Genomic DNA, 25106 nt, shown 5'->3' on the forward strand with positions numbered 1-25106 from the left:
CCGTACGCGAATTCCGTTCCGCCACAATTGGCAGGATCACGACAGCCCGCTGACTCTCCACCCGACTACCATTGCCAGACGTGGGGACAAGCATCTACATCACGTCATCAGAGGGTCACTCTGGCAAGTCAGCCGTCGCTCTCGGGGTCGTGAATGCCCTGAGTCGCTCGATCGGCAGGGTCGGCGTGTTCCGGCCCATAGTCCAGAACGCCGAGGCGCGAGACGACATCCTCGAGCTCCTGCTCTCGCAGCTCGACCCGCAGAATCGCGGTCTCGAGTACGAGTCCGGCTTCGGCGTCACCTACGACGACGTGCACGCCGATCCGGACGAGGCGCTCTCCCGCATCGTCACCCGATATCGCGCGCTCGAGCGCCGCTGCGACACGGTGGTCATCGTCGGCAGCGACTTCACCGACATTGGCAACCCGGCAGAGCTCGGCTTCAATGCTCGTGTCGCCGCTAACCTCGGCGCACCCGTCCTGCTTGTCCTGACCGGCCTCGACGCCGACAAGGGGCAGCCGCGCACGCCAGAGCAGCTTGCGCAGGCGCTCGAAGTGACGCTGCCGGAACTGGACGCGGCCCACGCCACCCTGCTCGCGATCGCTATCAACCGGGCCGACGAGAACGCGACGGAGGAGGTTCGCCTGGCAGTCGCCGAGCGCGCCCTCCGCGAGCTCGGCCACAAGGTGCCCGTGTGGGCGATCCCCGAGACGCCGCTCCTCATGGCACCGTCCCTGTCTCAGCTGCTGGATGCGGTCGGCGGCGAGCTCGTCTATGGCGACCGTGAGCTCCTCGGCCGCGAGGTGCTTGGCATCGTGCTCGCGGGAATGTCGATGCAGAACGTCCTCGAGCGACTCAAGGAAGGCGCGGTTGTGGTCATCGCGGCCGACCGCACGGACGTTCTGCTTGCCGTGCTTCTGGCCCAGGGGGCTGAGACGTTCCCGTCGCTCGCTGGCATCGTGGTGAACGGGCCATTCGAGTTCCCGCCGGCGGTCGAGCGTCTCATCAACGGACTCAACGTCCAGGTGCCGATCATCCGCACCAACTTCGGCACGTACGACACTGCCCAGCGCATCATGCAGACGCGAGGCCGCCTCGCAGCTGCGGGCATCTCGCGACGCAAGATCGACCTCGCTCTCGCGAAGTTCGAGCAGCACATCCCGGCCATCGAGGTCGTCGCGCTGCTCAACGTGAAGCAGTCACTGGTCGTCACGCCGCTGATGTTCGAGAACACGCTCCTCGACCGTGCCCGTTCCGACCGCAAGCACATCGTGCTGCCAGAGGGCAGCGACGACCGCATCCTCGTGGCTGCTGGCTCGCTGCTGGCCCGCGAGGTTGCCCAGATCACGATCCTCGGCGAGGAGTCCGTGGTGCGTGGCCGTGCATCCGCCCTCGGCGTCGACCTCTCGGCGGCCAACGTGCTCAGCACAAGCAACCCCGACTACGTGGCACGCTTCGCCGAGGAATACGCGAGGCTCCGCGCCCATAAGGGCGTCACGATCGAGGCCGCCACCGAGCGAGTACGCGACGTCAGCTACTTCGGCACACTCATGGTGCACCTCGGCCTGGCCGACGGCATGGTCTCTGGCGCCGCGCACACGACGGCGCACACCATCCGCCCTGGCTTCGAGATCGTCAAGACCAAGCCAGGCGTCTCCGTCGTCTCGAGCGTCTTCCTCATGGCCCTCGCCGACCGGGTGCTCGTCTACGGCGACTGCGCCGTCAACCCCGACCCGACCGCCGAGCAGCTCGCCGACATCGCGATCTCCTCGGCCGAGACGGCGAACCAGTTCGACATCGCGCCTCGCGTGGCGATGCTCTCCTACTCGACGGGCGAGTCGGGCTCCGGCGCCGACGTCGACAAGGTCCGAACGGCGACCGGCATCGTACGCGAGCGGATGCCCGAGCTGCTGGTCGAAGGACCCATCCAGTACGACGCGGCGACGGATGCTGCGGTCGCGAGCAAGAAAATGCCTGGCAGTGAGGTGGCCGGGCGCGCGACGGTGTTCATCTTCCCCGACCTCAACACGGGCAACAACACGTACAAGGCGGTGCAGCGTTCGGCCGGTGCCGTCGCGATCGGGCCGATCCTGCAGGGACTCAACAAGCCCATCAACGACCTGTCCCGTGGGGCGCTCGTCTCAGACATCATCAATACCGTCGCCATCACGGCGATCCAGGCCCAGCGCTCCTGAGGGCGTCCGCCTCACGTCCTGCCCGCGCCTCGCGGGTCTCGAGAAAGGGTGCTCATGAGCATCGTCCTGGTCGTCAACTCCGGCTCCTCGTCCTTCAAGTACCAGCTGATCGACATGGAACGCGAGGCGACGCTCGCGTCCGGTCTTGTCGAGCGCATCGGTGAGCCCGTCGCGAGCGTCACCCACAAGTCCGGTGGAGCGACCTTCACCCGTGAGGCCGACATCCCGAACCATACGCGTGGCTTCGAGGCGATGCTCGAGGGCTTCGAGGAGCACGGTCCGAGCCTCGCCGAGTTCCCGCCACTTGTCGTGGGCCACCGTGTGGTGCACGGCGGGCGCCGCTTCTTCGACGCAGCGGTCATCGACGGCAAGGTGCTGCAGGACATCGAGGACCTCATCCCGCTCGCCCCGCTCCATAACCCGGCGAACCTCGAGGGCATCGTCGGCGCCCGCGACGTCTTCGCAGAGACGCCGCACGTCGCGGTGTTCGACACCGCCTTCCACACGACGATGAGCGAGGCCTCGTCGCTCTACGCGCTGGATGCCGAGGTCGCGAAACAGCACCGGGTGCGCAAGTACGGCGCGCACGGCACGAGCCACAAGTTCGTCTCCGAGGAGACCGCCAGCTTCCTGGGCCGCGACCTGCGCGAGCTCAAGACGATCGTGCTGCACATCGGCAACGGCGCCAGCATGTGCGCCGTCGACGGCGGGCGTTCGGTCGAGACGAGCATGGGCATGACGCCGCTCGAGGGGCTTGTCATGGGCACGCGAACTGGTGACCTCGACCCGGCGGTTCTGGTGCACCTGTCGCGGCGTGGCGGCTACACAATCGACCAGCTGGACGATCTCCTGAACCGCAAGTCGGGGCTGCTCGGGCTCACGGGCTCCGGCGACATGCGCGACGTGCGGCAGAAGGCCAACGCCGGGGACGAGCGCTCGCAGCTCGGGCTCGCGGTCTACGCGCACCGCATCCGCCACTACCTCGGCGCGTACATGCTGCTGCTCGGCGGTGCCGACGCGATCGTCTTCACGGCGGGCATCGGCGAGAACGATGCGCAGCTGCGGGCCGACGTGCTCGAGGGTCTTGAATGGCTCGGCGTGAAGTTGTCGCCCGAGCGAAACGAGTCGCCGTCACGGGATGCGCGCCGCATCTCCACAGACGACTCGCGCATCGAGGTGCTGGTCGTGCCCACCAACGAGGAGCTCGAGATCGCACGGCAGAGCCTGGCCGCGATCGCCTGACAGCATTGAAGTCAAGGGCAGATCGCGCGCCCGCGAGTGCGCGACCTGCCCTTCGCGTGGCTACTCAGGTGACTGAATGGCGCACCTGGTGCTCGGGGGCTCGCCAAAGCTCCTCGTCCAGCACTCTCCGCAGGGTCTCGACCGCATCCCAGACATCTGCGTAGCCGATGTAAAGCGGGGTTATGCCGAACCTCAGCACATCCGGTTCCCTGTAATCCCCGACGACTCCCTCTGCGATGAGCGCTTGCATGACAGCGTGGCTGTTCGGGTGGTGAAAGCTCACATGGCTACCGCGCTTCTCCGGATCGCGTGGCGTGATGAGGGTCAGGGGGTGGGCTGGGAGGCGCGTCTCTACAAGTTCGATGAAGAGCGTCGTGAGGGCGATGGACTTCCCTCGTACGAGGTTCATGTCCGCCTCGAGTGCGAGATCCAGCCCCGCCTGCATCGTTCCGAGCGAAATGATCGGCTGTGTGCCGGACAGGAAGCTACGAATGTCGCGGGCGGGTCGATAAGTCGTCTCCATGTCGAAGGGGCGCGCGTGACCCCACCAGCCGGACAGAGGCTGTTGAGCGTCCGCCAGGTAGCGCTCAGCCACCCAGATGAATGCCGGAGAGCCGGGCCCCCCATTGAGGTACTTGTATGTGCACCCGACGGCGAAGTCAGCGTCGGCTTTGTCGAGGCTGATGGGCAAGGCGCCAGCAGAATGACAGAGGTCCCAGATCGTGAGCGCTCCAACCTCATGAGCTAGACGCGTTACTCGCTGTATGTCCCACAAGCTGCCGGAACGGTAGTTGACCTGTGTGAGAAGCGTGACGGCGACGTCCTCGTCAAGGGCGTCCTCAATGCAGAGCTCATCGTCGACCAAGCGGAGTTCGTAGCCTCGGTCGAGGAAGCGGATCAAGCCCTCAATGATGTAGAGGTCGGTGGGGAAGTTGTCACGTTCTGACAGGATCACCCGGCGTTCAGGATGATGTTCAGCCTGAATCTGGAGAGCGGCCCCGAGCGCCTTGTAGATGTTGATGCTCGTGGTGTCAGTTGCCACACACCCACCAGAATCTCCTCCGACAAGGGTGGCGATTTTTTTGCCTAGCCGGAGCGGAAGGGCGAACCACTCGTTCTTGTTCCAACTTGTGATGAGGTCGTTTCCCCATTCCGTTTCGATGATTTCCTTCGCCCGCTCCGGCGCGCTTTTGGGAAGCACGCCTAGGGAGTTCCCGTCGAGGTAGACAAGATTCTCTGGAACGGAGAAACGTCTACGGAATTCCCTGAGTGGGTCAGATGCATCCGCGGTGACGCACTCCTGGCGGCTTTGAAGAGGATGGGTGGGGCCGGTCATGGATTCCTCCGAGTGGGGATGATTGGGTTGGGGGTGGGAATAGAACACACGGCTTCTCGTCGGAAGACGGCTCTCACGGGCGCTGCGTCTGCACCGATCCAGAGTGCTGGGAGTGCGATGAGATCACCGAATCCTTCCGGCACTCGAGTCAGGTCGAGGCCTTCCAACATGACGACCCCCGCGTCGATTGCGGCGCTATGAGCAGGAAGCATCTTGCTCGTCTCCGGGTCAAAAGACAGGAGGTCGATGCCGATCAGACGTCCGCCATGATCCCCAAACCACTGCACGAACGCAGGGTCGAGGCCGGGTGTCTGCCCATCCCAAGTCGAAACTGGGGCGTCGCGGTGCCGAAGAAGCACTCTCTTGATGCTGGATGCTTCGCGACCGACACCCCTGGCAAGGGCTGCTATCCGTGATCGAACCAGTGTGAGAGGCGCGAAGCCGTGGGGCGAGGTGGAAACACCCACGAGAGGACGAACGTCGACAATCAGGCAGTCGCCGATGCACGCGTCCAGCGGGGTCCGGTCGATCGAATGCCCCCCGCTTCGGACATGCGATGGTGCATCGATGTGCGTTCCAATGTGTGTCGTGGTGGTCACTGTGTCCACGTTGACTGCGTCGCCGGCCTCGATGCTCCACCGAGATGCCCGTCGGAACGGTTGGTCCCCCGGCCAGGGCGGCGTCAGCGCGTCGACCGGTGTGGTGAGATCGTGGAGAGTTGTCTGGACCTGCGCGCGATTGAGAGCGACGCGAGCATCAGTCACCGGAAACCCCTTCCGCCGAGCGCCGAGTCCGCGCACGTCGGACGAAGAGGTAAGCAAAGCTGCACAGCAGCAGAGTCGGGATCCCGAACGCGAGTGTCGCCTGGAAATCAGCAACGAACACAGTCGTGATCGTGATGGCAAGCATCATGACAGCTCCAAAGTAGGAGCCGATGCCTGTCGCTCGAACGCGGTACTTGAGCACGGTGTTTGTCTTCAGCAAGCGACGCCGGAAGGCGATATGAGTTACGAAGATCATCAACCACGTGAACATGGCGCCGAACATGGAGATCGCGAGCATGGTTGTGAATGCTTGACCCGGGATGATGAAGCCGACGACTGCGGCGATCGCGATGCCGGCGGTGGACAGCATGAGTGCGTTCACGGGTGCACCGTTCGGGCGAATTTTTCCAAGTGCTCGCGGGGCCTCGCCGGCTCGCGACAGAGAGAACATCATTCGAGTAGAGATGTAGAGCTGGCTATTCATCGCCGACAGTGCAGCGATGATGACGATGAAGTTGAGAATCGAGTCTGCGAACGGGATGCCGATGACCTGCATCACGGTCACGAACGGGCTGCCCCCGCTGAGGATCTCTGAAACCGGTGCGATAGAGACGATGAGCGTCAGTGTGAGGATGTAGAAGACGACGAGTCGGAAGATCGTGGCCTTGTACGCCTTCTTGACAGCTTTCTCAGGCTCTTTGGCTTCTCCGGCAGCTACCGCGATCATTTCGATGCTCAGGTAACTGAAGATCGAGATGACGACAGCGATCCAGATACCTGAAAGACCGTTGGGCGCGAAGCCACCCTCTGCACCCCAGTTGCTCGCGCCGAACGAAGGGTTGCCGGAGAAGAAGACGACTCCGGTGCCCACGATGATGAAGGCCACGATTGCGAAGACCTTGATCGCTGAGAACCAATACTCGAGAGTTCCGAAGTTCTTCACGTTCATTGTGTTGACGGCGATCAGGGTACCCGCGAAGAGCACGACCCAGATGAGCGGCGGCACGGTGGGGAACCACAACTGCATGTACTCGCCGACAGCGGTCACCTCCGTGCCCACGGCGAGTACGATGCACGCCCAGTACATGTAGCGAACAAGGAAACCCATCATGGGGCTCAGATAGTGCTCGGCGTAGGCGCCGAATGAACCGGAGGTGGGGTGCTGCACGGTCATCTCGGCGAGCGCGGCCATGAGCAGCAATGCGATCGTGCCGCCGATGATGTAGCTGATGACGACGGCGGGGCCGGCGTAGCCGATCGCGAATTTGCTGCCGAGAAAGAGTCCTGTCCCGACCGCGCCGCCGATGGCGATCATGCTCAGCTGGCGGGCAGTGAGCCCCTTCTGCAAGCCGATCTCTCTGGTCTGAATATCACTAAATTCGGGCATGGATTGGAATCCCTTCGAGCGCCATTGCAGGTCGGTGTCCTTGAACGCGCAGTTCCGCACCTCAGGAGATGCGCGAACGTTCTGCGTGGAAGCGTGCCAAATCTGCCATTTCGACCGTCTGTGAGCTAGCCTTCAGGACAAGATTCGAGTTTCGGGTCGAAATTCCGCAATTTCGAGATTTTTGGGACACCAGTAGGGGAAACTGTGAATGAAATTCAGTTGTCCAAGAGCGATCGCCTGATCCTCACCGAGCTCTCGAAGGACGGCAAACTCACGAACCGGGAACTCGCGTCACGGGTGGGGCTCGCACGGTCGACTTGTCACGGTCGTGTGCGAGCGCTGGAAGCTGCCGGGGTCATCCGTGGCTACCACGCCGAGATTGACTCCGTGTCGACCGGGACCAGCGTGGAGGCGCTCGTCTCCGTAGGGATGCTCGCAACAGTGCGTTCGCAGGTCACACAGGTGATGCCTCGACTTCGAGCGATCCCTGGGGTGCAACGTGTGTATCTGGTGGGGGGCGACTACGACTTCCTGCTTCACGTGGCATGCGCGAGTGTGCCTGCACTCAGAGATCTCATCCGTATTCACCTCACCGCCGATGGATCCTTCGGGAGCACTCGCACCCAGATCGTGTTCGAGCGAATGGAAGGGGGCGCACCGCTCGGTTGAAGACGCTGGTCCGCGGCGAGTCGCTAGGAGGGGGTATGCATTGGCGCCCTAGATCGAAACACCGCATTGCTCGCATCGGCGTCGGTGGCGCCGTCTACGATGGAGCGCATGGCCACAGCCCTGTATCGCCGCTATCGGCCTGAGAACTTCGCCGAGATGATCGGGCAGTCGCAGGTCACCGAACCCCTCATGACCGCGCTCCGCACCGGCCGCGTCAACCACGCCTACCTCTTCTCCGGTCCGCGCGGCTGCGGCAAGACGAGTTCCGCGCGTATTCTGGCCCGCTGCCTGAACTGTGCCGAGGGCCCAACCGACACCCCCTGCGGCGTCTGCCAGAGCTGCGTCGAGCTCGCCCGCGACGGCGGAGGGTCGCTCGACGTCTTCGAGATCGACGCCGCCAGCCACGGTGGCGTTGAAGACGCTCGCGAGCTGCGCGAGCGCGCAATCCTCGCGCCGAGCCGCGACCGCTACAAGATCTTCATCATCGACGAGGCCCACATGGTGACCTCGGCTGGTTTCAACGCCCTGCTCAAGGTCGTGGAGGAGCCACCGGAGCACGTCCGCTTCGTGTTCGCGACGACCGAGCCCGAGAAGGTCATCGGCACGATCCGCTCGCGCACGCACCACTACCCGTTCAGGCTCATCCCGCCCGCACTCATGCTCGAGTACGTCGAAGAGCTCTGCACAAGCGAGAACGTGACGGCCGAGCCTGGCGTGCTCCCGCTTGTCGTGCGCGCCGGCGGCGGTTCCGCGCGAGACACGCTTTCGCTGCTCGACCAGATCATCGCCGGCTCCGAGACGGGCCTCCTGGGCTACCAGCGTGCGGCGGCGCTCCTCGGCTTCACCGGCCAGGAACTCCTCGACGAATCGATCGATGCCTTCGCCGACGCCGACCCGGCTGCGGCCTACACGGCCGTCGATCGCGTCATCCAGTCGGGCCAAGACCCGCGCCGCTACGTCGAGGATCTGCTCGAGCGACTTCGCGACCTCATCGTCGCGAAGGCCACTGGGCCAGGCGCGGGTGCCGTGCTTCGCGGGCTCGGCGCAGACGAGGTCGAGGCGCTCCGCGTGCAGGCAGGCCGGTTCTCACCCGCCGCGCTCACGGGCATCGCTGACCTCGTCAACGAGACCCTCAGCGAGATGAGCGGCGTCACCTCGCCGAAGCTCCACCTCGAGCTGCTGGTCGCCCGCATCCTCGTCGCGTCACGTGCCGAGTTCATTGACAGCGGCACGCTGCTTGCGGTCGCGGATGCACCCGGCACGTCGCCGACACGGCTCGCCCCCGCAACTCCCGCCGCAATCGTCGCGCCTGTTGCCGAGGCGGTGCCTGCAGCGCCGCCGGCTACGGCGGCAGCTGCGGCCCCGGACGCGGAACGCAAGCCCGAGATCGTTCAGGAACCGCGCCCGGCTCGAGCCGCGGACCCGGCTCCGAGCGAGCGCGAAGCCGCTCCAACTGCGGCCGTCACTCCCTCTGCCCCTGAACAGGACACTGCCTCCGCCGCACGTCTGGCCGCCGCTTCCTGGGCCGCTGCTTCTCCCGGCTCCGGTGTGCCGTCAGCGACGCCCGAACCGGCGCCGGTCGAAGCTGGAACCCCTCGTCCGGAACCGGTTGTCATGGCACCCACTGATGCCGATGCACCCACTGATGCCGATGCTCCAGTCGAGGACGAGCCCGCTGCCCCACCCGTTGGGGACCCCAACTCTGACTCCGAGCCCGAGCGCACTCCTGCGCCCGAGCCCTCGCCTGGGTCTGAGCCCTCGCCTGTGCCCGAGCCCTCGTCTGAGTCTGAGTCTGACGCCGAGCATGCCCCGGAGTCCTCGCCTGAGCCAGCGGCAGTGGTGGCGCCAGAAGCAGAGGCAGGGCTCGAACCAGCTTCCGGTGCGGAGACCGAGGCAGAGCCGGTTTCCGCGTCCGAACCCGCGTCCGGCTCCAGATCTGCATCCGCGTCTGAACCCGCGTCCGGCCCCAAATCTCCATCCGAGTCTGTACCCGCGTCCGGCGAGACTTCCGGTTCCGTTCCGGTGCCTCACGCCACGGCGGCGCGCGCATCGGCCGAGCCTCCCGTGTTCGCGCAGCTGCGCGATGCCTGGCCGACTTTGCTCGAGCGCATGCGTGACCTCGGCGGCACGCACGCCTGGAGCGTCGCGCAGTCGGTGCATCCTCGCGACCTCGCCGGCGATTTGCTCGTGTTCGAGGTGCCTTCGCGTACCGTGCTCGACCAGTTCCGCGGCGAGCGCGGGGCAACCGATTCGCCGAGCGCCGTGCTCCGCACCGCGATCAACGAGATGTTCGGCATCACCGTGAAGTTCCAGCCGCAACGACCGGCTGGAGCCAGCGCCTCGGGGACTCCGAGCGGAACACAGGCGCCGAGCCGCGCCGACGAGCCTGCTCCGGCCCCCGCGGAGCCCGACCCGGCCCCAGCCAGGGCGGCCTCTCCGGCCGCGCGGGAACGATCCGCGCCAACATCGAGCGCACCGGCGGCGCAGTCCAAGCCCGCGGCAGCACCGAGCTCGGCCCCGGCCTCCTCGAGCGGTCTCAACTGGACCGTCGCGAAGATCCCAGGCCAGGAGTCCATTCCCGACGATGGCCCCGGTTCCGGATGGGCGACCGCCGCGATCCCGGGAACGGCGACCGCGCCAGGCGCGGGCTCTGCCTCGCAGCCGACCCCGTCGGCCACGCCGAACGCGGCCGCCACAGCGACCGCACCACGAAACGCGACTGCGGCTGCGCAGTCCACACCGACCGACGAGGCACCAGCCCCGGAGGCCCAACCGGCGCCGCCCGCCCCGAAGCGCACGCAGCGAGTCGCGAGCGCACCCGTCATTCCCGGCGTCGAGCGCTACGGTGAGGCGATCGTGCGCGAACGCCTCGGCGCCCGCTTCATCGGCGAGGACATCATCGCGCCTGAGCCCGAAGCCGTCGAGCTTCCGCCGGAGGACGACTTCTCCGCACCACCACCACCGGAAGACGGGGGCTACTGAGCCGTGTCTGCACCATCACTCGAAGACCGGGGACTCTGACCCATGTACGAAGGCATCATCCAGGACCTCATCGACGAGCTCGGGCGCCTGCCAGGCGTCGGCCCCAAATCGGCGCAGCGCATCGCCTTCCACATTGTGCAGACGCAGTCGTTCGACGTGTCCCGCCTCGCGCAGATCCTCGCGACCGTCCGCGAGCGGGTGCAGTTCTGCACCGTCTGCGGCAACGTCAGCGAAGGCCCCGAGTGCAACGTATGCCGCGACCCGCGCCGCGACCGCACCGTCATCTGCGTCGTCGAGGAGCCCAAGGACGTGGCCGCCATCGAGCGAACCCGCGAGTTCAGCGGCCTCTTCCACGTGCTCGGCGGCGCCATCAACCCCATGGAGGGAATCGGGCCGGACGACCTGAACATCCGCACGCTCCTCGCCCGCCTCGAATCCGGTGAGGTGAAGGAGGTCATCGTCGCGACCGACCCGAACCTCGAGGGCGACGCGACGGCGTCGTACCTGAGCAGGTTGCTCACGAGCATCGGAGTTCCCGTCTCGCGGCTCGCCTCCGGCCTCCCCGTCGGCGGCGACCTCGAGTACGCCGACGAGATCACCCTCGGCCGCGCATTCTCCGGGCGTCGCGCGATCGACTGACCATTCCACGGCACGGAACTCTCCCACGGCACAGAGTTGTGGGCCGGAGTGCTCGTGAGCGTCACCGAGAGCATCCCGCCACAACCCTGTGGCGCGAGCAACGTGCTCGAAGGTCCTCGTGCCGCGCAATCAACGGAAACGAACGCCGCCCGCGCTAGGAACCGCATGCCCCCGCCGGATAGGATGGGAGCTTGTGGCGCGCGAGCGAGGCTCGACGCGCATCCCGAACCGGAGGAGACAAGACACGTGAGTCTGATCGTCCAGAAGTACGGCGGATCATCGGTCGCGGATGCCGAGAGCATCAAGCGAGTGGCCCGCCGAGTAGTCGAGACCCGCAAAGCGGGCAACGACGTCGTCGTTGCCGTCTCCGCAATGGGCGACACCACGGACGACCTCATCGACCTGGCGCACCAGATCGCGACGATTCCTGATGCTCGCGAGTTCGACATGCTTGTCACCACGGGTGAGCGCGTCTCCATGGCCCTCCTCGCGATGGCCATCAAGGACCTCGGCATGGACGCCAGGAGCTACACGGGCAGCCAGGCCGGCATGATCACTGACTCCACGCACGGCGACGCGCGCATCGTCGACGTCACGCCCGTGCGCGTCCGCGAGGCGCTCGACGAGGGAGCCATCGCCATCGTCGCCGGCTTCCAGGGCTTCAACCGCGACTCCAAGGACATCACCACGCTCGGCCGCGGAGGCTCCGACACGACCGCCGTCGCGCTCGCCGCTGCGCTCGGGGCCGACGTCTGCGAGATCTACACCGACGTCGACGGCGTGTTCTCGGCTGACCCGCGCATCGTGCCGAAGGCGCACAAACTGAACTACATCTCAAGCGAGGAGATGCTCGAGCTCGCCGCCTCAGGCGCGAAGGTCCTGCACATCCGCGCCGTCGAGTACGCGCGCCGACAGGGAGTCACGCTCCACGTCCGCTCGTCGTTCTCCGACCACGAGGGCACCATCGTCTACAACCCGAACCGGGCAGAGGAGTACGAAGTGGAAGCAGCAATGATCGCGGGTGTCGCCCACGACCTGAGCCAGGCCAAGATCACCATCGCGGGGGTCCCGGATGTGCCAGGCAAGGCGGCCGCGATCTTCACGATCGTCGCCGAGCAGGGCGCGAACATCGACATGATCGTGCAGAACGTGTCGGAGCAGGACACGAAGGTCACCGACATCTCGTTCACGCTGCCCAAGGCCGACGCGCAGCGCGTGCTCGACGCCATCGCCTCCGAGGGTGAGCAGATCGGCTACGCCTCGTTGCGCCTCACGGAGGACATCGGCAAGATCTCACTTGTCGGCTCCGGCATGCGCACGAACATCGGAGTCACCGCGAAGCTCTTCACGGCACTCAAGGATGCTGGCATCAACATCGACATGATCTCGACGTCGGAGATCCGCATCTCGATCATCACGCAGGCCGACCTCGTTACCGAGGCCACCCGCGTCATCCACACCGCTTTCGACCTCGACGGCGACGCCGAGGCAGTCGTCTACGCAGGCACCGGCCGCTGACGCGGCTGAGCAGAAAAGAGCACTCATGAGCACCAAGTTGAACGTCGCCGTCGTCGGCGCAACGGGCCAGGTCGGCGCCGTCATGCGCACCCTCCTCGAAGAGCGCGACTTCCCCGTTGCGAGCATCCGCTTTTTCGCCTCCGCCCGCTCGGCTGGCACGACCCTCCCGTTCCGTGGCGAGGAGATCACGGTTGAAGACGTGGCCGTCGCTGACGTGAGCGGCATCGACATCGCCCTCTTCTCTGCGGGAGCGACCACGTCGCGCGCGCAGGCCGAGCGCTTCGCCGCCGCCGGCGCGCTGGTCATCGACAACTCGAGCGCCTGGCGCCGCGACCCTGAGGTGCCGCTGGTCGTCTCTGAGGTCAACCCGGAAGAGATCGTCGCACCGCCGAAGGGCATCATCGCGAACCCCAACTGCACGACGATGGCGGCAATGCCGGTCCTGAAGGTGCTGCACGAGGCTGCCGGCCTCGAGCGCCTCATCGTATCGACTTACCAGGCCACTTCGGGCTCGGGCCTCGCCGGTGCGCGTGAGCTCTCGGGTCAGGCCATCGCGGCCGTCGGCCAGGGCGAGGATGCACTCCTCGGGCTTGTCCACGACGGCTCGTCCGTCGATTTCCCGGCCCCTGACAAGTACGTCGCCCCTATCGCCTTCAACGTGATCCCCCTCGCGGGCTCGGTCGTCGACGACGGCACGGAGGAGACGGACGAGGAGCAGAAGCTGCGCAACGAGAGCCGCAAGATCCTGGGTCTCCCCGAGCTCCGCGTGAGCGAAACGTGCGTGCGTGTGCCGGTCTTCACCGGCCATTCGCTCTCGATCAACGCCGAGTTCGCTGAGGCGCTCACGCCGGACCGCGCGCGCGAGCTCCTCGCGGCCGCACCGGGTGTTGCACTTGTCGACGTGCCCACGCCGCAGCGGGCCGCCGGCGCCGACCCGAGCCTTGTCGGCCGCATCCGCCAGGACCAGTCGGTTGACGGCAACCGCGGCCTCGCGCTGTTCATCTCGAACGACAACCTCCGCAAGGGTGCAGCGCTCAACGCGGTGCAGATCGCCGAGCTCGTCGCAGCGAAGGCCTAACTGCCGAGCGTGCACACGCAAGAACGGACGCCCGATCAGGGCGTCCGTTTTTGCGTTCCCGGACGAGATCGAGGCCGAAGCCGCGGGGCGTTGGCCCTCCGGCATTCGAAATCGGCAAAAAATGCCGAATGTGCAGCCCGTGCGGCCTCCGTGAAGCGGATGCGCATCCGCCCCCGTCGTAGACTGATTCGGTGACTGATTCACAGAAGATCTACGACGTCGTTCTCATCGGCGGGGGCATTATGAGTGCCACCCTCGGCTCGCTTCTCAACAAGCTTGAGCCCGAGTGGAGCATCAAGATCATCGAGCGACTTGACGGGCTCGCTCAGGAGAGCTCGAGCCCGTGGAACAACGCAGGCACGGGGCACGCAGCCCTCTGCGAGCTCAACTACACGCCAGAGAAGGACGGCGTCATCGACGCCTCCAAGGCGATCCAGATCAACGAGCAGTTCCAGGTGTCGCGCCAGTTCTGGGCCACCCTCGTCGAGGCGGGTGAGCTGCCGGAGCCGTCCGGCTTCATCAACTCCGTGCCGCACATGACGTTCGTGCGTGGGGCTGAGAACGTCGACTTCCTGCGCCGCCGCTTCGAGCTGCTCAAGACCGAGCCGCTCTTCTCGACGATGGAGTTCTCGGACGACCCCGAGGTCATCAAGGATTGGGCTCCAACTCTTGTCGAGGGACGTCCGGCCGGCGAGAAGATCGCGGCGACGCGTGTTGCCGCCGGCACCGACGTCGACTTCGGCTCGCTGACCCACAAGCTTGTGCAGGGTCTCGTCGACCGGGGCGCTGTTCTGCGCCTCAACACCGAGGTCATCGCGCTCCGTCAGCAGCGCGACGGCATCTGGCAGATCGCGACCCAGCAGCTTGCCGGCGAGCAGAAGGGTCGCAAGAACGTGACTCGTGCGCGCTTCGTGTTCGTCGGAGCGGGCGGCGGGGCCCTCCCACTGCTCCAGAAATCGGGCATCGATGAGATCAAGGGCTACGGCGGCTTCCCGATCTCCGGGCAGTTCCTGCGCACCGACAACCCCGCCGTTGTCGAGAAGCACCTCGCGAAGGTGTACGGCAAGGCATCAGTCGGGGCACCGCCCATGTCGGTGCCCCACCTCGACACCCGTGTCGTCGACGGCAAGCCGGCCCTCATGTTCGGGCCGTACGCGGGCTTCAGCCCCAAGTACCTCAAGACGGGCAGCTACCTCGACCTGGTCAAGTCGCTGCGCCCGCACAACCTCATCCCGATGCTCGCCGTCGCGAAGGACAACTTTGACCTCGTCACCTACCTCGTCGGCCAGGTGCTGGCGAGCAAGGACAAGAAGTTCGATCAGCTCAAGGAGTTCTTCCCAGAGGCGAACGCCGCAGACTGGCGTCTCATCACGGCGGGCCAGCGCGTGCAGGTCATGAAGAAGGACCCGAAGCGCGGCGGAATACTGCAGATGGGTACCGAGGTCGTCGCGAAGAAGGACGGCTCCATCGCCGGCCTGCTCGGAGCCTCGCCCGGTGCATCCGTCGCCGTCCCGGTCATGATCGACCTCCTCGGCCGCTGCTACCCGGAGAAGAAGTCGGAGTGGGCGTCGAAGCTCGAGGCGCTCGTGCCGAGCCTCGGCACCGACGTCAACTCGTCCGCTGAGCTCGCCGACTCGACGCAGACCGCCAGCGCCAAGGCGCTCGAGCTCAACGCGCACTAGACCCCTTCGGTCGGCGACACCTGGCCGTCGCTGCTCTGCTTCGAAGCCGTCCCGCACTCGCGCGGGGCGGTTTCGCTGCGTCGGCGTCTCTGTTTCTGTTTCTGTCTCTGTCTCTGTCTCTGTCTCTGTCTCTGTTTCCGTCTCCGTCACAACCGCTGCTCCCGTCGCAGCTGCTTGGCCCCGGGTCCCAGCACACCGACCCCCTCTCGAGCCTTCCCTGTCAATTTGAGGGCGAAGTGAAGCTGGAGCGCGAGTGAGCGGCGAGGCTGCCCCGGAATTCGGGGGTTGTCGAGGAGAGCCGCGCTAGCCCCAGGCCAATTCGCCCTAAAATTGACGGTGTGCGATAGTCCCGGCGAGCGTGGCTCGGGAAGTGGCGCCCGTGGCTCGGGAGGTGGTGACCAAGGCTCAAGAAGAGGCGAGCGTGGCATGGAAGGGAGCGAGCGTGACTTCGGAGTAAACGGGGTACGGCACCGGAGGAAACGCGCCGTCAGGCGCGTCTTGTGCGAGCCGTGAGGCGCGCGACGACGCCCACGAGGAACACTCCGAGCGCGGACACGAGGGCCAGCGGGGGCAGCGTCACGACGAGGGCGACGCAGCCGAGGGCACCGAGCACCGAGACGGTGCGGGGAACGCTGCGATGCTCCCGCAGTTGTGTGAGGGCGCTGAGGTTGGCGACGAGGTAGTAGACGAGCACACCCGCGCTCGAGAAGCCGATGACTTCGCGGATGTCGCCGAGGCAGATGAGCAGGGCGGCACCCGCGGCGACGGCGAGCACCGCAACGCGAGGTACCGCGGTTGCCGAATGCTGGCGCGCGAGTTGTTGGGGCAAGTCGCGTCGCCTGCCCATCGCCATGGCGGTGCGGGAGCTGCCCGCGAGCACCGCCGAGAGCGCCCCCACCGACGACACAGCGGCGAGGACGCCGATGGCCGCGGCCGCGGCGGGCTGGGTCTCGACGAGCGCCGCGATCGGGGCTGGGGTGAGCGCGAGTCTGCCGGGGCCGAGGGTCGACAGGAGCGTCCAGCCGAGCGCGGCCAGCAGGGCGCTCACGATGAGGAAGGACATCAGCATCGCTCGGGGAACGGTGCGCCGAGGGGTGCGCACTTCCTCGGACAGCGTCGCGACGCGGGCGTAGCCGGCGAACGCGAAGAAGAGGATGCCGGCCCCCTGCAGGACCCCGTGGACCCCGAAGTCGGCGTCGCCTCCATCCGCCGAGCCGAAGAGCGGCGGGGAGACTCGCGCGACGATCATGACCCCGACGAGTCCCGCGATGACGACGACGCCGATGACGGCCGCGACGGCCGCGGTGCGTGTGATGCCGAGCATCCCTGCCGCCGTGACCGCGACAAGTACGGCCAGGGCGGCGGGCCGCGCGAACGGCTCTGGCACGAGGTAGGCGGCGGCGGTGATAGCCATCGCGGCGACTGACGCTGTCTTGCCGATCACGAACCCCCAGCCGGCGAGGAAGCCGGGCCACTCGCCCAACTGCTCGCGCCCGTACAGGTACACGCCGCCTGCGCCCGGATGCTGACGCGCGAGTTGCGCGGTCGACGCTGCGTTGCTCGCGGCGACAACCAGGGCCACGCCAAGGCTCAGCAGCAACCAGCCGCCGGCCGCTTGTGCCGCTGGCGCGAACGCCGAGAATACTCCAGCGCCGAGCATTGCGGAGACGCCGATCGCCGTCGCGCCGATCGTGCCGATCTTCCTCGGCTGTGCGTCCTCCGGCATCGGCCTGACCTCCGATTCTCTGCGTGCCGTCTGGCCGCGCGACTGACGATAGGGCCCGACGGTGAACGGTTCGGGCGGTACGCTCAGGCGATGACCTCAGCCCGATTCACGACTCGCGCGACGACGCCGGAAGACTGGCGGAAGGTGCGGGCGATCCGGCTCGAGATGCTGGAGGACACGCCGCTGGCGTACACGGAGACCCTCGATGAGGCGCTTGGCAACACCGAGGCTGAGTGGCGCAGGCGCGGAGCCCGAGGTGCCGCCGCCGACGGCATCTCGCTGGTCGCGGAGCTGGAAGACGGTCGCTGGGTCGGGACGATGGGGTGCGTCTCGTTCCGCGACGAGCCGTGGCCGATGCTCGTCAGCGTGTACGTGGCGGCTGACTACCGCGGCAAGGCTGCCGGGGTGACGGATGCGCTGCTCGGTGAGGTCGAGGCGTGGGCGTCTTTGCGCGCGTCCGGTCTCATGCTGCACGTGCACGAGGACAACGCCCGCGCCCGGAGCGCTTACGAGCAGCGCGGCTTCGTCGCGACCGGGTCCACGATTCCGTACCCGCTCAACCGGCGGCAGCGGGAGCTGGAAATGGTCAAGCGCCTCTGACCTTTACACGCCGACGACGGCGCCACGAGGTGAGCGGATGCCCGTGGTGCGGGTACGATCGACCGGGCTCAGCCCTGAATCTAGGAGGACCATGGCCAAGCTGTACTTCCGCTACGGGGCGATGAACTCGGGCAAGTCGACGGCGCTGCTGCAGGCGGCGTTCAACTATGAGGAGCGGGGCCACCGGGTTGTGCTCGCGAAGCCCGCGATCGACACGAAGGGCGAGGGTGAGATCTCGTCCCGCCTGGGTATGACCAGGGGAGTAGAGATCCTGGTGGGCGCCGAGGACAGTCCGCGCGAGCAGCTCGCGGCGCTCGTCGCCGATGGCCAGCCGATCTCGTGCCTGCTCGTCGACGAGGCGCAGTTCCTGACGACGTGGCAGGTCGACGAGCTGCTGCGCATCGCGGTGCTCGACGGCATCCCGGTGCTCGCGTATGGAATCCGCACCGACTTCCAGACGATCGCGTTCCCCGGCAGTCAGCGGCTGCTCGAGATCGCGCACTCGCTTGAGGAGCTCAAGACCATCTGCCGCTGCGGGCGGAAGGCCATCTTCAACGGTCGCCGCGTTGCAGGGGAGTTCGTGTTTGATGGCGGACAGGTCGCGATCGATCAGGGCGAGGTCAGCTACGAGTCGATGTGTGGCAACTGCTACCTCGAGGCGTCGCACGGGCGGCTCGGGGCGGGGCGCGTCTGACGTTCTCGACGGCTCGTCGCAGGTGCAACGAGTGCGGCCGCCAGGTTCGCGTGAGCGATCCTGGCGGCCGGTTCCCGCGGGGTTTGGCTAGCTGAGCTCCGCGCGGAGGAGGGCAGCTCCTGCCGACAGTGCGCTCAGCTTGCCGTAGGCGACGTCGCGCGGCAGGGGAGCCATGCCGCAGTTGGTGCTGGCGATGAGCTTGTCGGCGTCCACGAACTGGAGCGCCTTGCGGAGGGTGTCGGCGACCTCTTCTGGGGTCTCGACTTGCTCGCTGGCCACGTCGATGGCGCCGAGCATGACCTTCTTGCCGCGGATGAGCTCGATGAGGTCCGTGGGCACGTGCGAGTGGTGGCTCTCGAGCGAGACGATGTCGATAGATGACTTCTGGATGAGCGGGAACGTCCGCTCGTACTGACGCCACTCGGCCCCGAGGGTCGCCTTCCAGTCGTTGTTGGCCTTGATGCCGTAGCCGTAGCAGATGTGCACGACCGTTTCGGCGCGGAGTCCCTCGGCCGCGCGCTCGAGGGCTGCAACTCCCCAGTCCGCCACGTCGTCGAAGAAGACGTTGAAGGCGGGCTCGTCGAACTGGATGATGTCGACGCCGGCCGCCTCGAGCTCCTTGGCTTCCTGGTTGAGGATGGTCGCGAACTCCCACGCCAGCTTCTCGCGGCTCTTGTAGTGCCGGTCGGAGAGGGTGTCGATCATCGTCATCGGCCCGGGCAGCGCCCACTTGATGGGCTGGTCGGTCTGCGAGCGCAGGAACTTCGCGTCGTCGAGGAAGACGGGTTGCTTGCGGCTCACGGCGCCGACGACCGTTGGCACGCTCGCGTCGTAGCGGTCGCGGATGCGGACCGTCTCGCGGTTCTCGAAGTCGACGCCTTCGAGGTGCTCGATGAACGTCGTGACGAAGTGCTGACGGGTCTGCTCGCCGTCGCTGATGATGTCGACGCCGCGGCGCTGCTGTTCCTGGACGGCGATGCGCAACGCATCCTGCTTGCCCTCGACGAGCGTGTCGCCCTCGAGCTCCCATGGCGACCAGAGGACCTCGGGCTTCGCGAGCCACGACGGCTTGGGCAGGCTGCCAACGCTGGCAACGGGGAGGAGGGTGTTCATGATCGTCGATCCTTCGTCGGTCATCGGGGGGACACGGAGTAGTTGGCGGCCCACGCATCCAGTACGTCGCCGTGCGGCTTCACGAAGTGCTCGGCCGTGTACGCGCCCTGTGTCTTCGCGAGCTGGCTGCGCTCTTCGCGGTCGTAGCCGATCTCGGTGCGGGAGAAGTCCTGCTGGTCGAGCGTGGGGCTGTAGACGTTCGCGGCAGCCGAGTTGGCGTTGTAGATCTCGGGGCGGTAGATCTTCTGGAACGCCTCCATCGTGCTGATCGTGCCGGTGAGCTCGAGGAGCGAGTAGTCGCTCAGCAGGTCGCCGCGGAAGTAGAACGCGAGCGGCGCGACGCTGCCCGGCGGCATGAAGTAGCGCACCTGAAGGCCCATTTTGCCGAAGTACTGGTCGGTCAGCGAGTAGTCGTCCTGCCGGTACTCGACGCCGAGGACGGGGTGGTGGTTGTCGGTGCGCGTGTACGTCTTGCTCGTCGAGACGCTGATGCAGATGACGGGCGCCTTCGGGAAGCGCTCCTGGTACGCGGGGGAGTCGAGGAAGTGCTGGAACAGCTTGCCGTGCAGCTCGCCGAAGCCGTCCGGCAGGGTGAATCCGCCACCGCCGGCGTTCGCGGCTGGCAGCAGCACGCTGAAGTCGTAGTCGCGCAGGTAGGACGAGAAGTTGTTGCCGACGATGCCCTGGTGGCGGGCGCCGGTCTGCCGGTCGACGATCCAGATGTCGAGGACCTCGAGCAGCGGGAACTCCCGGTCGTCGCCTTCGTCGTCGAACTGCAGCGACGCCGAGATGATGTCGAGCTCGAGCGTGTAGCGGTCGCCGGTCGGGTTGTCCCAGCGGGCGAGGTCGTTGAAGCGGCGGTCGATCATCGTCAGCGCGTTACGGAGGTTCTGCTGACGGTGCTCACCGCGGGCCAGGTTGGCGAAGTTCGTGGTGATGCGGGAGCTCTCCGACGGCGCGTAGTGCTCGTCGAAGCGCGTGGTGGTGATGTTGAACGTGATGTCGCTCGCCATGTGAGGCCAATCCGGGAGTCGAGAGGCCGGTTGGCCTGTGGGCGTGGATGCGTCCATTGTGCAGGCGGTCAGTGGCTATCGGGTAATTCGCCGCAACTATTCGTCACTATAGGCTTCGGCTATGACTCGGCGATCGAACGGCGTGACTCTGCAGCAGCTGCACTACTTCGTCGAGGTCGCCGAGGAGCGCTCGATCAGCGCCGCCGCCGACGTGCTCTACGTCGCCCAGCCGACGATGTCCGCGGCGATGAAGGATCTCGAGGTGCGGGTGGGCCGCGCCCTGCTCGTCCGCTCGGCCCGCGGGGTCTCGCTGACGACCGACGGCACGGAGTTCCTCCGCTACGCGAAGCAGGTTGTCGAGCAGATGGCGCTTCTCGAGCAGCGGTACCTCGGACGCCCGCCGTCGAGGCGCCTGCTCGCGGTGTCGGCGCAGCACTACTCGTTCGCCGTCGACGCGTTTGTGCGGATGGTCAAGGCGACCGGGGCGGCCGAGTACGAGTTCTCGCTGCGCGAGACCCGCACGTGGGAGATCATCGAGGACGTCCGGACGCTCCGCAGCGAGCTCGGCCTCCTCTACCGGAACGACTTCAACGGAAACGTCATCGACAAGCTGCTGCGCGATTCCGGGCTGGTGTTCCATCCGCTGTTCCTCGCCGAGCCGCACATCTTCGTGTCGCGACGAAATCCGCTGGCGTCGAAGGCGCGTGCGACTCTCGACGACCTCGCCGACTTGCCGCGGCTCACCTTCGACCAGGGCGCGAACAACTCCTTCTACTTCGCCGAGGAGATCCTCTCGACGCTGTCGAGCAAGCGGGAGATCCGGGTCTCCGACCGGGCGACGATCTTCAACCTCATGATCGGCCTCGACGGCTACACGATCTCCACCGGCATCATCAGCGACGACCTCGACCCTGGAATCGTCGCCGTGCCGCTCGACGTGGATGAGCGCATCGAGATCGGCTGGATCGGCCACTCCGCGATCCCCCTCACGGAGCAGGCGCAGCGGTACCTCGAGGAGGTGCGGGCGGTTGTCGCGGAGGCAGGGGTCGAGTTGCTGGGGTAGGGGAAAGCTCAGATCGCTCTCACCGATGCCCGTGCCCGCTTGGCCTCCATCATCGACGACGCGCGTCTTGAGCCCGTCTACCTGACTCGAGGGAGCCGTCCCGTCGCCGCGGTAATCGACGCAGCACAACTCCAGGAGCCTCTTGAAGGAGCCGACGAGCTGGCTGACATTCGGGCAGTGGAAGCTGCGTGGGAAGAGACCGCGGCGCTGGGGGAAGAGCCAATCCCGCGGCACGCCGTCAAGCGTGACCTTGGTCTCGCGCTGTGAGCTAGCGAATCCTGACCTCGCGGCAGCGGTCAGAGCCATCAAGAAGCTCCCGCCGGAGGCGAGGCGTCGCATTCAAGCAGCATTCGAGCTGCTCGCCGAGAAACCGCGATTTCCTGTCTTCGGCTAGGCGTGAGCTTCGGCCTCGAACGTCACCCGCCCGCCCACAACCGTCAGCACCGTCCGTGCCGTGAGCAGGCTCGCGACGGGCTCGCTCAGCACGTCGGTGTCGACAACGACGAAGTCGGCGGCGAAGCCCTCGCGGATCTCACCCCGCCAGCTTGCGTCGCCGACCGAGGCGGCCGCATCCCGGGTCGCGTGCACGATCGCGCGTTCGATCGGCACCGTGCGGCCCATCACCTGCGCCGCCGGGAAGCTCGGGTCGAGCGCCGACTCGCGGGTCGCCGCGACGTAGAGGTTCGCGAGCGGCCCGTACGGGGCGGTGGGCGCATCCGTCGAGAAGGCGAGCCTGGTCTCCGCCTCCTCGTACTCGTGCCACGCGAAGCCGCGCTCGACGCGGCTGTCGTCGAGCTGGGCGATCCAGTTGCCGAGGATCGCCGGGTCGGCGTGCACGGGCTGCATGGATGCGGTGACGCCAAGCGCCGCCATCCGCTCGGCCGTGCCCGGCGCCGCGTACTCGAGGTGCTCGATGCGGTGGCGCCGCGCGATATCGCCGTTCGCCTCGAAGGCAGCCTCGAGCGCATCGAGCGCCATGGTGCTCGCGGCGTCGCCGATCGCGTGCATCGCGATCTGGAGGCCCGCCGCGTCCGCAGCGGCGACCACCGGGAACAGGCGATCGGCAGGCCAGATAGCGTCGGCGTTCGAGCCGTCCGCGTACGGCAGGCTCATCGCCGCCGTGCAAGCGTCGATCGTGCCGTCGAGGATGAGCTTGATGCCCACAACCCGCAGCCACGGCGATGCGTAGCTGGCCGCGAGCGCCTCGGCGCGTTCAACCTGCTCGAGGTTCGCAGCGTCGTCGTCGGTGTTGGCGACCAGCCAGTGCGCGGCCACGCGCAGCGGCAGCTCGCCGCCCCGACGCTCGGCGGCGCGCTGCAGTGCGTCGAGGGCAACCTCGTTGAGCGCCATGTCGACGACTCCGGTCACCCCCGCCTCGCTGTAGGCGGCGAGCACACGTTCGACAGCCTCGTCGCGGTCGGTGTCGGTCATCGCGAGGTCGCGCTGCACCCACGCGTACTCGACCGCGGCGGTCTCATAGAGCATGCCGTTCGGCTCCCCGTCGGCGTCGCGCTCGATGCGTCCGCCGCTCGGGTCAGGCGTCTCACGAGTGATGCCGAGCTCGCGCAGCGCCGCGCTGTTCACCCAGCACGAGTGGTAGTCGTTGGCGTCAAGGTACACGGGAATGTCGGCGACGACCTCGTCGATCATCGCGGCGGTCGGGGCGCCGCCGGGGATCGAGTCGAAGAGCCAGCCACGACCGCGCAGCACACGGGCGTCGGGGTCCGCGGCGCGCGCCTCGGCGAGCAGGCGCTGGATTCCGGCGAGGTCACGCGCATCCGTAAGCCCGACCTGGCCGAGAGCCTCGCCCATCATGACGAGGTGCGTGTGCGCATCCGTGATGCCGGGGAGCACAAGCTGTCCGCCGAGGTCGACGGTCGCATCCGGCTCCGCAGCGATGGCACGAGCACTCGCCTCGCTGCCGATGAACGCGAACGCGCCGTCACGCACAACAAACGCGCTCGCGGTTGGCGCATCCGCCGAAGAATCCGATGCGGGTGCCTGAAAGACGCGACCGTTCAGGTAGAGGGTGGTGGTCATGCGTGGGCCTCCGCGAGGATCGAGGTGGAACGTTCGGTGCGAGTCGAGATGGCGGCGATGATGCCGGTCGGCACGGCGAGGATGAAGCTCGTGATGCCGAGCGCCAACGTGAAGCCCTGCGCGCCGAGGAGTTCGGTGAGGCTGGCGCCGATGAGGGGCGTGAGGGCCGAGCCGACGAGGTAGACCGACAGCAGCGGGCCCGACCAGCGGCCACGAGCATCCAGCGCCGCCGCTGTCGACAGGAAGTACATGAACGCGACGGCGTAGATCGAGTTCCAGGCGATGAACGCCACGATGAGCGCCGTCTCGTCGGTGAGTGTGCCCTGCACGATCTTCAGGATGCCTCCGAGCACCAGCAGGACAACAAGCGGGACTGCCCGGCCGAGTCGGTTGCCGACGGCCATGAGTGCGAGCGAGCCGAGGAGTCCGCCCGCGGTGGCGCCGGAGAGCGCGATGCCGAGCCCTTCCGGGGTGAGACCGCTCGTCTCCGCACCGATGATGCCGATCATGGCCCACAGGGAGTCTTCGCTGATCGCCCACAACGCGAAGACGATAAGCAACCCGAAGCCGCAGATCGTGAGGAGACGCGACGACGCCGCGCTCTGGGTGCGGATAGCACCGGTGGGCGGGATCTCGATCGGCATGGCCTCGCCGGTCGCGGCGCCCACGGCCCCCAGCGTCGCGCTCGGGTCGAGCATGGGGGCGCGGGGGAGCCACTTCGTCATGACCAGGCCGATCGCCGAGAAGAGGGCGAGCGCGCCGAAGACGTTGAGGGGTGCAAGCCCAATCAGAGGCAGCGTTGCAAGGACGATCGAGATGACGCCTCGGTTCGCGAAGCCGTTCCAGCCGGCAACACGGTCCGGGTTCCGGAACGACGCCATCGCAGCCCCCGCGGAGGCCACGGCGCCGCCCGCGCCGATGCCACCGATGAGCAGGCCGGCAATGGTGAGGGTCGGCACGAGGGCGGCCGCGAGGAAGCCGAGCGTCGCGACTGCGAGCCCGATGCGCGCGACCTGGTGGCGGCGTGCGCCGGCGCAGAAGCCGGCGGTAGCGAGGCCGGCCAGCGCAGTCAGGAGCAGTGTTCCCGTGACGAGCCAGCTGGCGCCGAGGACGTCGAGGCCGACAGCCTCCTGTGCTGCGCTGATCATGTACGGCGACAGGTTCACGGCAAGGTAACCGGCGATCGCGATGGCGAACGTCGCCGACGCCGGAGCGAGGCGCAGGGGCACACGCGTGCTGAGTTCGGCTGCAGAGGTCATGGGGCTCCAGTGGGGTCGGGGCTCGGCGGGGGCGCCGGGTCACCGAGTGCAAGTTTTGGCGAACACCATTCGCCAGCGAATGGTGTTCGCTAGTATGCACGGAGAC

The 25106-nt window shown here is 66.8% G+C and carries 20 protein-coding genes; 12 read left to right on the plus strand and 8 right to left on the minus strand.

The genetic code is table 11. The annotated features are described in order from the left end of the window. Nucleotides 1-80: 80 nt before the first annotated feature. Nucleotides 81-2195, plus strand: a complete 2115-nt coding sequence (gene pta, locus C5B85_RS10010; RefSeq protein ID WP_104285991.1) for a phosphate acetyltransferase — start codon at nt 81-83, stop codon at nt 2193-2195. Nucleotides 2196-2249: 54 nt separating this feature from the next. Continuing rightward, the gene (locus C5B85_RS10015) at nt 2250-3437 is read left to right on the plus strand and encodes an acetate/propionate family kinase (RefSeq protein ID WP_104285883.1); all 1188 of its coding nucleotides are present in this window, start codon (nt 2250-2252) and stop codon (nt 3435-3437) included. Nucleotides 3438-3501: 64 nt separating this feature from the next. On the opposite strand, the gene kynU is transcribed toward C5B85_RS10015, so the two are convergent. From kynU to C5B85_RS10030, 3 genes are read right to left on the minus strand one after another with little or no spacing between them, the layout of a single operon-like run. Beyond that, nucleotides 3502-4773, minus strand: a complete 1272-nt coding sequence (gene kynU, locus C5B85_RS10020) for a kynureninase (protein WP_104285884.1) — start codon at nt 4771-4773, stop codon at nt 3502-3504. Beyond that, nucleotides 4770-5573: a cyclase family protein gene (locus C5B85_RS19790; RefSeq protein ID WP_181064380.1), complete on the minus strand. Its 804-nt coding sequence runs from the start codon at nt 5571-5573 to the stop codon at nt 4770-4772. The genes kynU and C5B85_RS19790 overlap by 4 nt, the downstream gene beginning before the upstream one ends. After that, nucleotides 5530-6924 (minus strand): amino acid permease, encoded by a 1395-nt coding sequence (locus C5B85_RS10030; protein WP_104285886.1) that lies wholly within the window; start codon nt 6922-6924, stop codon nt 5530-5532. The genes C5B85_RS19790 and C5B85_RS10030 overlap by 44 nt, the downstream gene beginning before the upstream one ends. A 219-nt stretch (nt 6925-7143) precedes the next feature. On the opposite strand from C5B85_RS10030, the gene C5B85_RS10035 reads away from it, so the two are divergent. The 6 genes from C5B85_RS10035 to C5B85_RS10060 all read left to right on the plus strand — a co-directional run bounded on the left by C5B85_RS10035 (nt 7144) and on the right by C5B85_RS10060 (nt 15492). Further along, nucleotides 7144-7593, plus strand: coding sequence for an Lrp/AsnC family transcriptional regulator (locus C5B85_RS10035; protein ID WP_146077922.1), 450 nt, complete (start codon nt 7144-7146; stop codon nt 7591-7593). Nucleotides 7594-7701: 108 nt separating this feature from the next. Further along, nucleotides 7702-10575, plus strand: a complete 2874-nt coding sequence (locus C5B85_RS10040) for a DNA polymerase III subunit gamma and tau (protein ID WP_104285888.1) — start codon at nt 7702-7704, stop codon at nt 10573-10575. A 42-nt stretch (nt 10576-10617) separates the two neighbouring features. Next, on the plus strand, nt 10618-11214 hold the full coding sequence (gene recR, locus C5B85_RS10045; RefSeq protein WP_068476612.1) for a recombination mediator RecR: 597 nt from the start codon (nt 10618-10620) through the stop codon (nt 11212-11214). Nucleotides 11215-11460: 246 nt separating this feature from the next. Then, a complete protein-coding gene (locus tag C5B85_RS10050) occupies nt 11461-12732 on the plus strand; it encodes an aspartate kinase (protein WP_104285889.1) in 1272 nt (423 codons plus the stop codon). Nucleotides 12733-12757: 25 nt separating this feature from the next. Next, complete coding sequence (locus C5B85_RS10055) at nt 12758-13810, plus strand: aspartate-semialdehyde dehydrogenase (protein WP_104285890.1); 1053 nt, start codon at nt 12758-12760, stop codon at nt 13808-13810. A gap of 191 nt (nt 13811-14001) precedes the next feature. Further along, the gene (locus C5B85_RS10060) at nt 14002-15492 is read left to right on the plus strand and encodes a malate:quinone oxidoreductase (protein ID WP_104285891.1); all 1491 of its coding nucleotides are present in this window, start codon (nt 14002-14004) and stop codon (nt 15490-15492) included. 487 nt (nt 15493-15979) lie between these two features. Here the strand turns inward: C5B85_RS10060 and C5B85_RS10070 are convergent, their stop codons facing one another. After that, nucleotides 15980-17218 (minus strand): APC family permease, encoded by a 1239-nt coding sequence (locus tag C5B85_RS10070; protein WP_104285893.1) that lies wholly within the window; start codon nt 17216-17218, stop codon nt 15980-15982. Nucleotides 17219-17308: 90 nt separating this feature from the next. Here C5B85_RS10070 and C5B85_RS10075 point away from each other — a divergent pair, with 90 nt between their 5' ends. After that, entirely contained in the window at nt 17309-17818 is a 510-nt protein-coding gene (locus C5B85_RS10075) for a GNAT family N-acetyltransferase (RefSeq protein ID WP_104285894.1), read from the plus strand. A 91-nt stretch (nt 17819-17909) separates the two neighbouring features. Then, on the plus strand, nt 17910-18512 hold the full coding sequence (locus tag C5B85_RS10080) for a thymidine kinase (protein WP_104285895.1): 603 nt from the start codon (nt 17910-17912) through the stop codon (nt 18510-18512). An 87-nt stretch (nt 18513-18599) separates the two neighbouring features. On the opposite strand, the gene C5B85_RS10085 is transcribed toward C5B85_RS10080, so the two are convergent. Beyond that, on the minus strand, nt 18600-19625 hold the full coding sequence (locus C5B85_RS10085; protein ID WP_104285992.1) for a methionine synthase: 1026 nt from the start codon (nt 19623-19625) through the stop codon (nt 18600-18602). Between the two features lie 20 nt (nt 19626-19645). Then, a complete protein-coding gene (locus tag C5B85_RS10090; protein WP_104285896.1) occupies nt 19646-20638 on the minus strand; it encodes a DUF1852 domain-containing protein in 993 nt (330 codons plus the stop codon). Between the two features lie 121 nt (nt 20639-20759). On the opposite strand from C5B85_RS10090, the gene C5B85_RS10095 reads away from it, so the two are divergent. After that, entirely contained in the window at nt 20760-21701 is a 942-nt protein-coding gene (locus C5B85_RS10095) for a LysR family transcriptional regulator (protein WP_104285897.1), read from the plus strand. A 12-nt stretch (nt 21702-21713) separates the two neighbouring features. Continuing rightward, nucleotides 21714-21968, plus strand: coding sequence for a type II toxin-antitoxin system prevent-host-death family antitoxin (locus tag C5B85_RS10100; RefSeq protein ID WP_104285898.1), 255 nt, complete (start codon nt 21714-21716; stop codon nt 21966-21968). 123 nt (nt 21969-22091) lie between these two features. Here the strand turns inward: C5B85_RS10100 and C5B85_RS10105 are convergent, their stop codons facing one another. Next, nucleotides 22092-23741 (minus strand): amidohydrolase, encoded by a 1650-nt coding sequence (locus tag C5B85_RS10105; protein WP_104285899.1) that lies wholly within the window; start codon nt 23739-23741, stop codon nt 22092-22094. After that, nucleotides 23738-25000: an MFS transporter gene (locus C5B85_RS10110; RefSeq protein ID WP_104285900.1), complete on the minus strand. Its 1263-nt coding sequence runs from the start codon at nt 24998-25000 to the stop codon at nt 23738-23740. Before C5B85_RS10110 ends, C5B85_RS10105 begins: the two co-directional genes overlap by 4 nt. Between the last annotated feature and the right edge of the window lie 106 nt (nt 25001-25106).

The sequence above is a fragment of the Pseudoclavibacter sp. AY1F1 genome, from assembly GCF_002931075.1.
In the GTDB taxonomy this organism is placed as follows: Bacteria; Actinomycetota; Actinomycetes; order Actinomycetales; family Microbacteriaceae; genus Pseudoclavibacter.

What these genes read in the sequence shown, in the direction of transcription:
- C5B85_RS10055 (WP_104285890.1), top strand. Translation starts at nt 12,758, where the DNA reads ATGAGCACCAAGTTGAACGTCGCCGTCGTCGGCGCAACGGGCCAGGTC.
- C5B85_RS10110 (WP_104285900.1), bottom strand. Translation starts at nt 25,000, where the DNA reads ATGACCTCTGCAGCCGAACTCAGCACGCGTGTGCCCCTGCGCCTCGCT.
- C5B85_RS10090 (WP_104285896.1), bottom strand. Translation starts at nt 20,638, where the DNA reads ATGGCGAGCGACATCACGTTCAACATCACCACCACGCGCTTCGACGAG.
- C5B85_RS10075 (WP_104285894.1), top strand. Translation starts at nt 17,309, where the DNA reads ATGACCTCAGCCCGATTCACGACTCGCGCGACGACGCCGGAAGACTGG.
- C5B85_RS10095 (WP_104285897.1), top strand. Translation starts at nt 20,760, where the DNA reads ATGACTCGGCGATCGAACGGCGTGACTCTGCAGCAGCTGCACTACTTC.
- C5B85_RS10105 (WP_104285899.1), bottom strand. Translation starts at nt 23,741, where the DNA reads ATGACCACCACCCTCTACCTGAACGGTCGCGTCTTTCAGGCACCCGCA.
- C5B85_RS10040 (WP_104285888.1), top strand. Translation starts at nt 7,702, where the DNA reads ATGGCCACAGCCCTGTATCGCCGCTATCGGCCTGAGAACTTCGCCGAG.
- kynU (WP_104285884.1), bottom strand. Translation starts at nt 4,773, where the DNA reads ATGACCGGCCCCACCCATCCTCTTCAAAGCCGCCAGGAGTGCGTCACC.
- recR (WP_068476612.1), top strand. Translation starts at nt 10,618, where the DNA reads ATGTACGAAGGCATCATCCAGGACCTCATCGACGAGCTCGGGCGCCTG.
- C5B85_RS10030 (WP_104285886.1), bottom strand. Translation starts at nt 6,924, where the DNA reads ATGCCCGAATTTAGTGATATTCAGACCAGAGAGATCGGCTTGCAGAAG.
- C5B85_RS10080 (WP_104285895.1), top strand. Translation starts at nt 17,910, where the DNA reads ATGGCCAAGCTGTACTTCCGCTACGGGGCGATGAACTCGGGCAAGTCG.
- C5B85_RS10085 (WP_104285992.1), bottom strand. Translation starts at nt 19,625, where the DNA reads ATGAACACCCTCCTCCCCGTTGCCAGCGTTGGCAGCCTGCCCAAGCCG.
- C5B85_RS10015 (WP_104285883.1), top strand. Translation starts at nt 2,250, where the DNA reads ATGAGCATCGTCCTGGTCGTCAACTCCGGCTCCTCGTCCTTCAAGTAC.
- C5B85_RS10070 (WP_104285893.1), bottom strand. Translation starts at nt 17,218, where the DNA reads ATGCCGGAGGACGCACAGCCGAGGAAGATCGGCACGATCGGCGCGACG.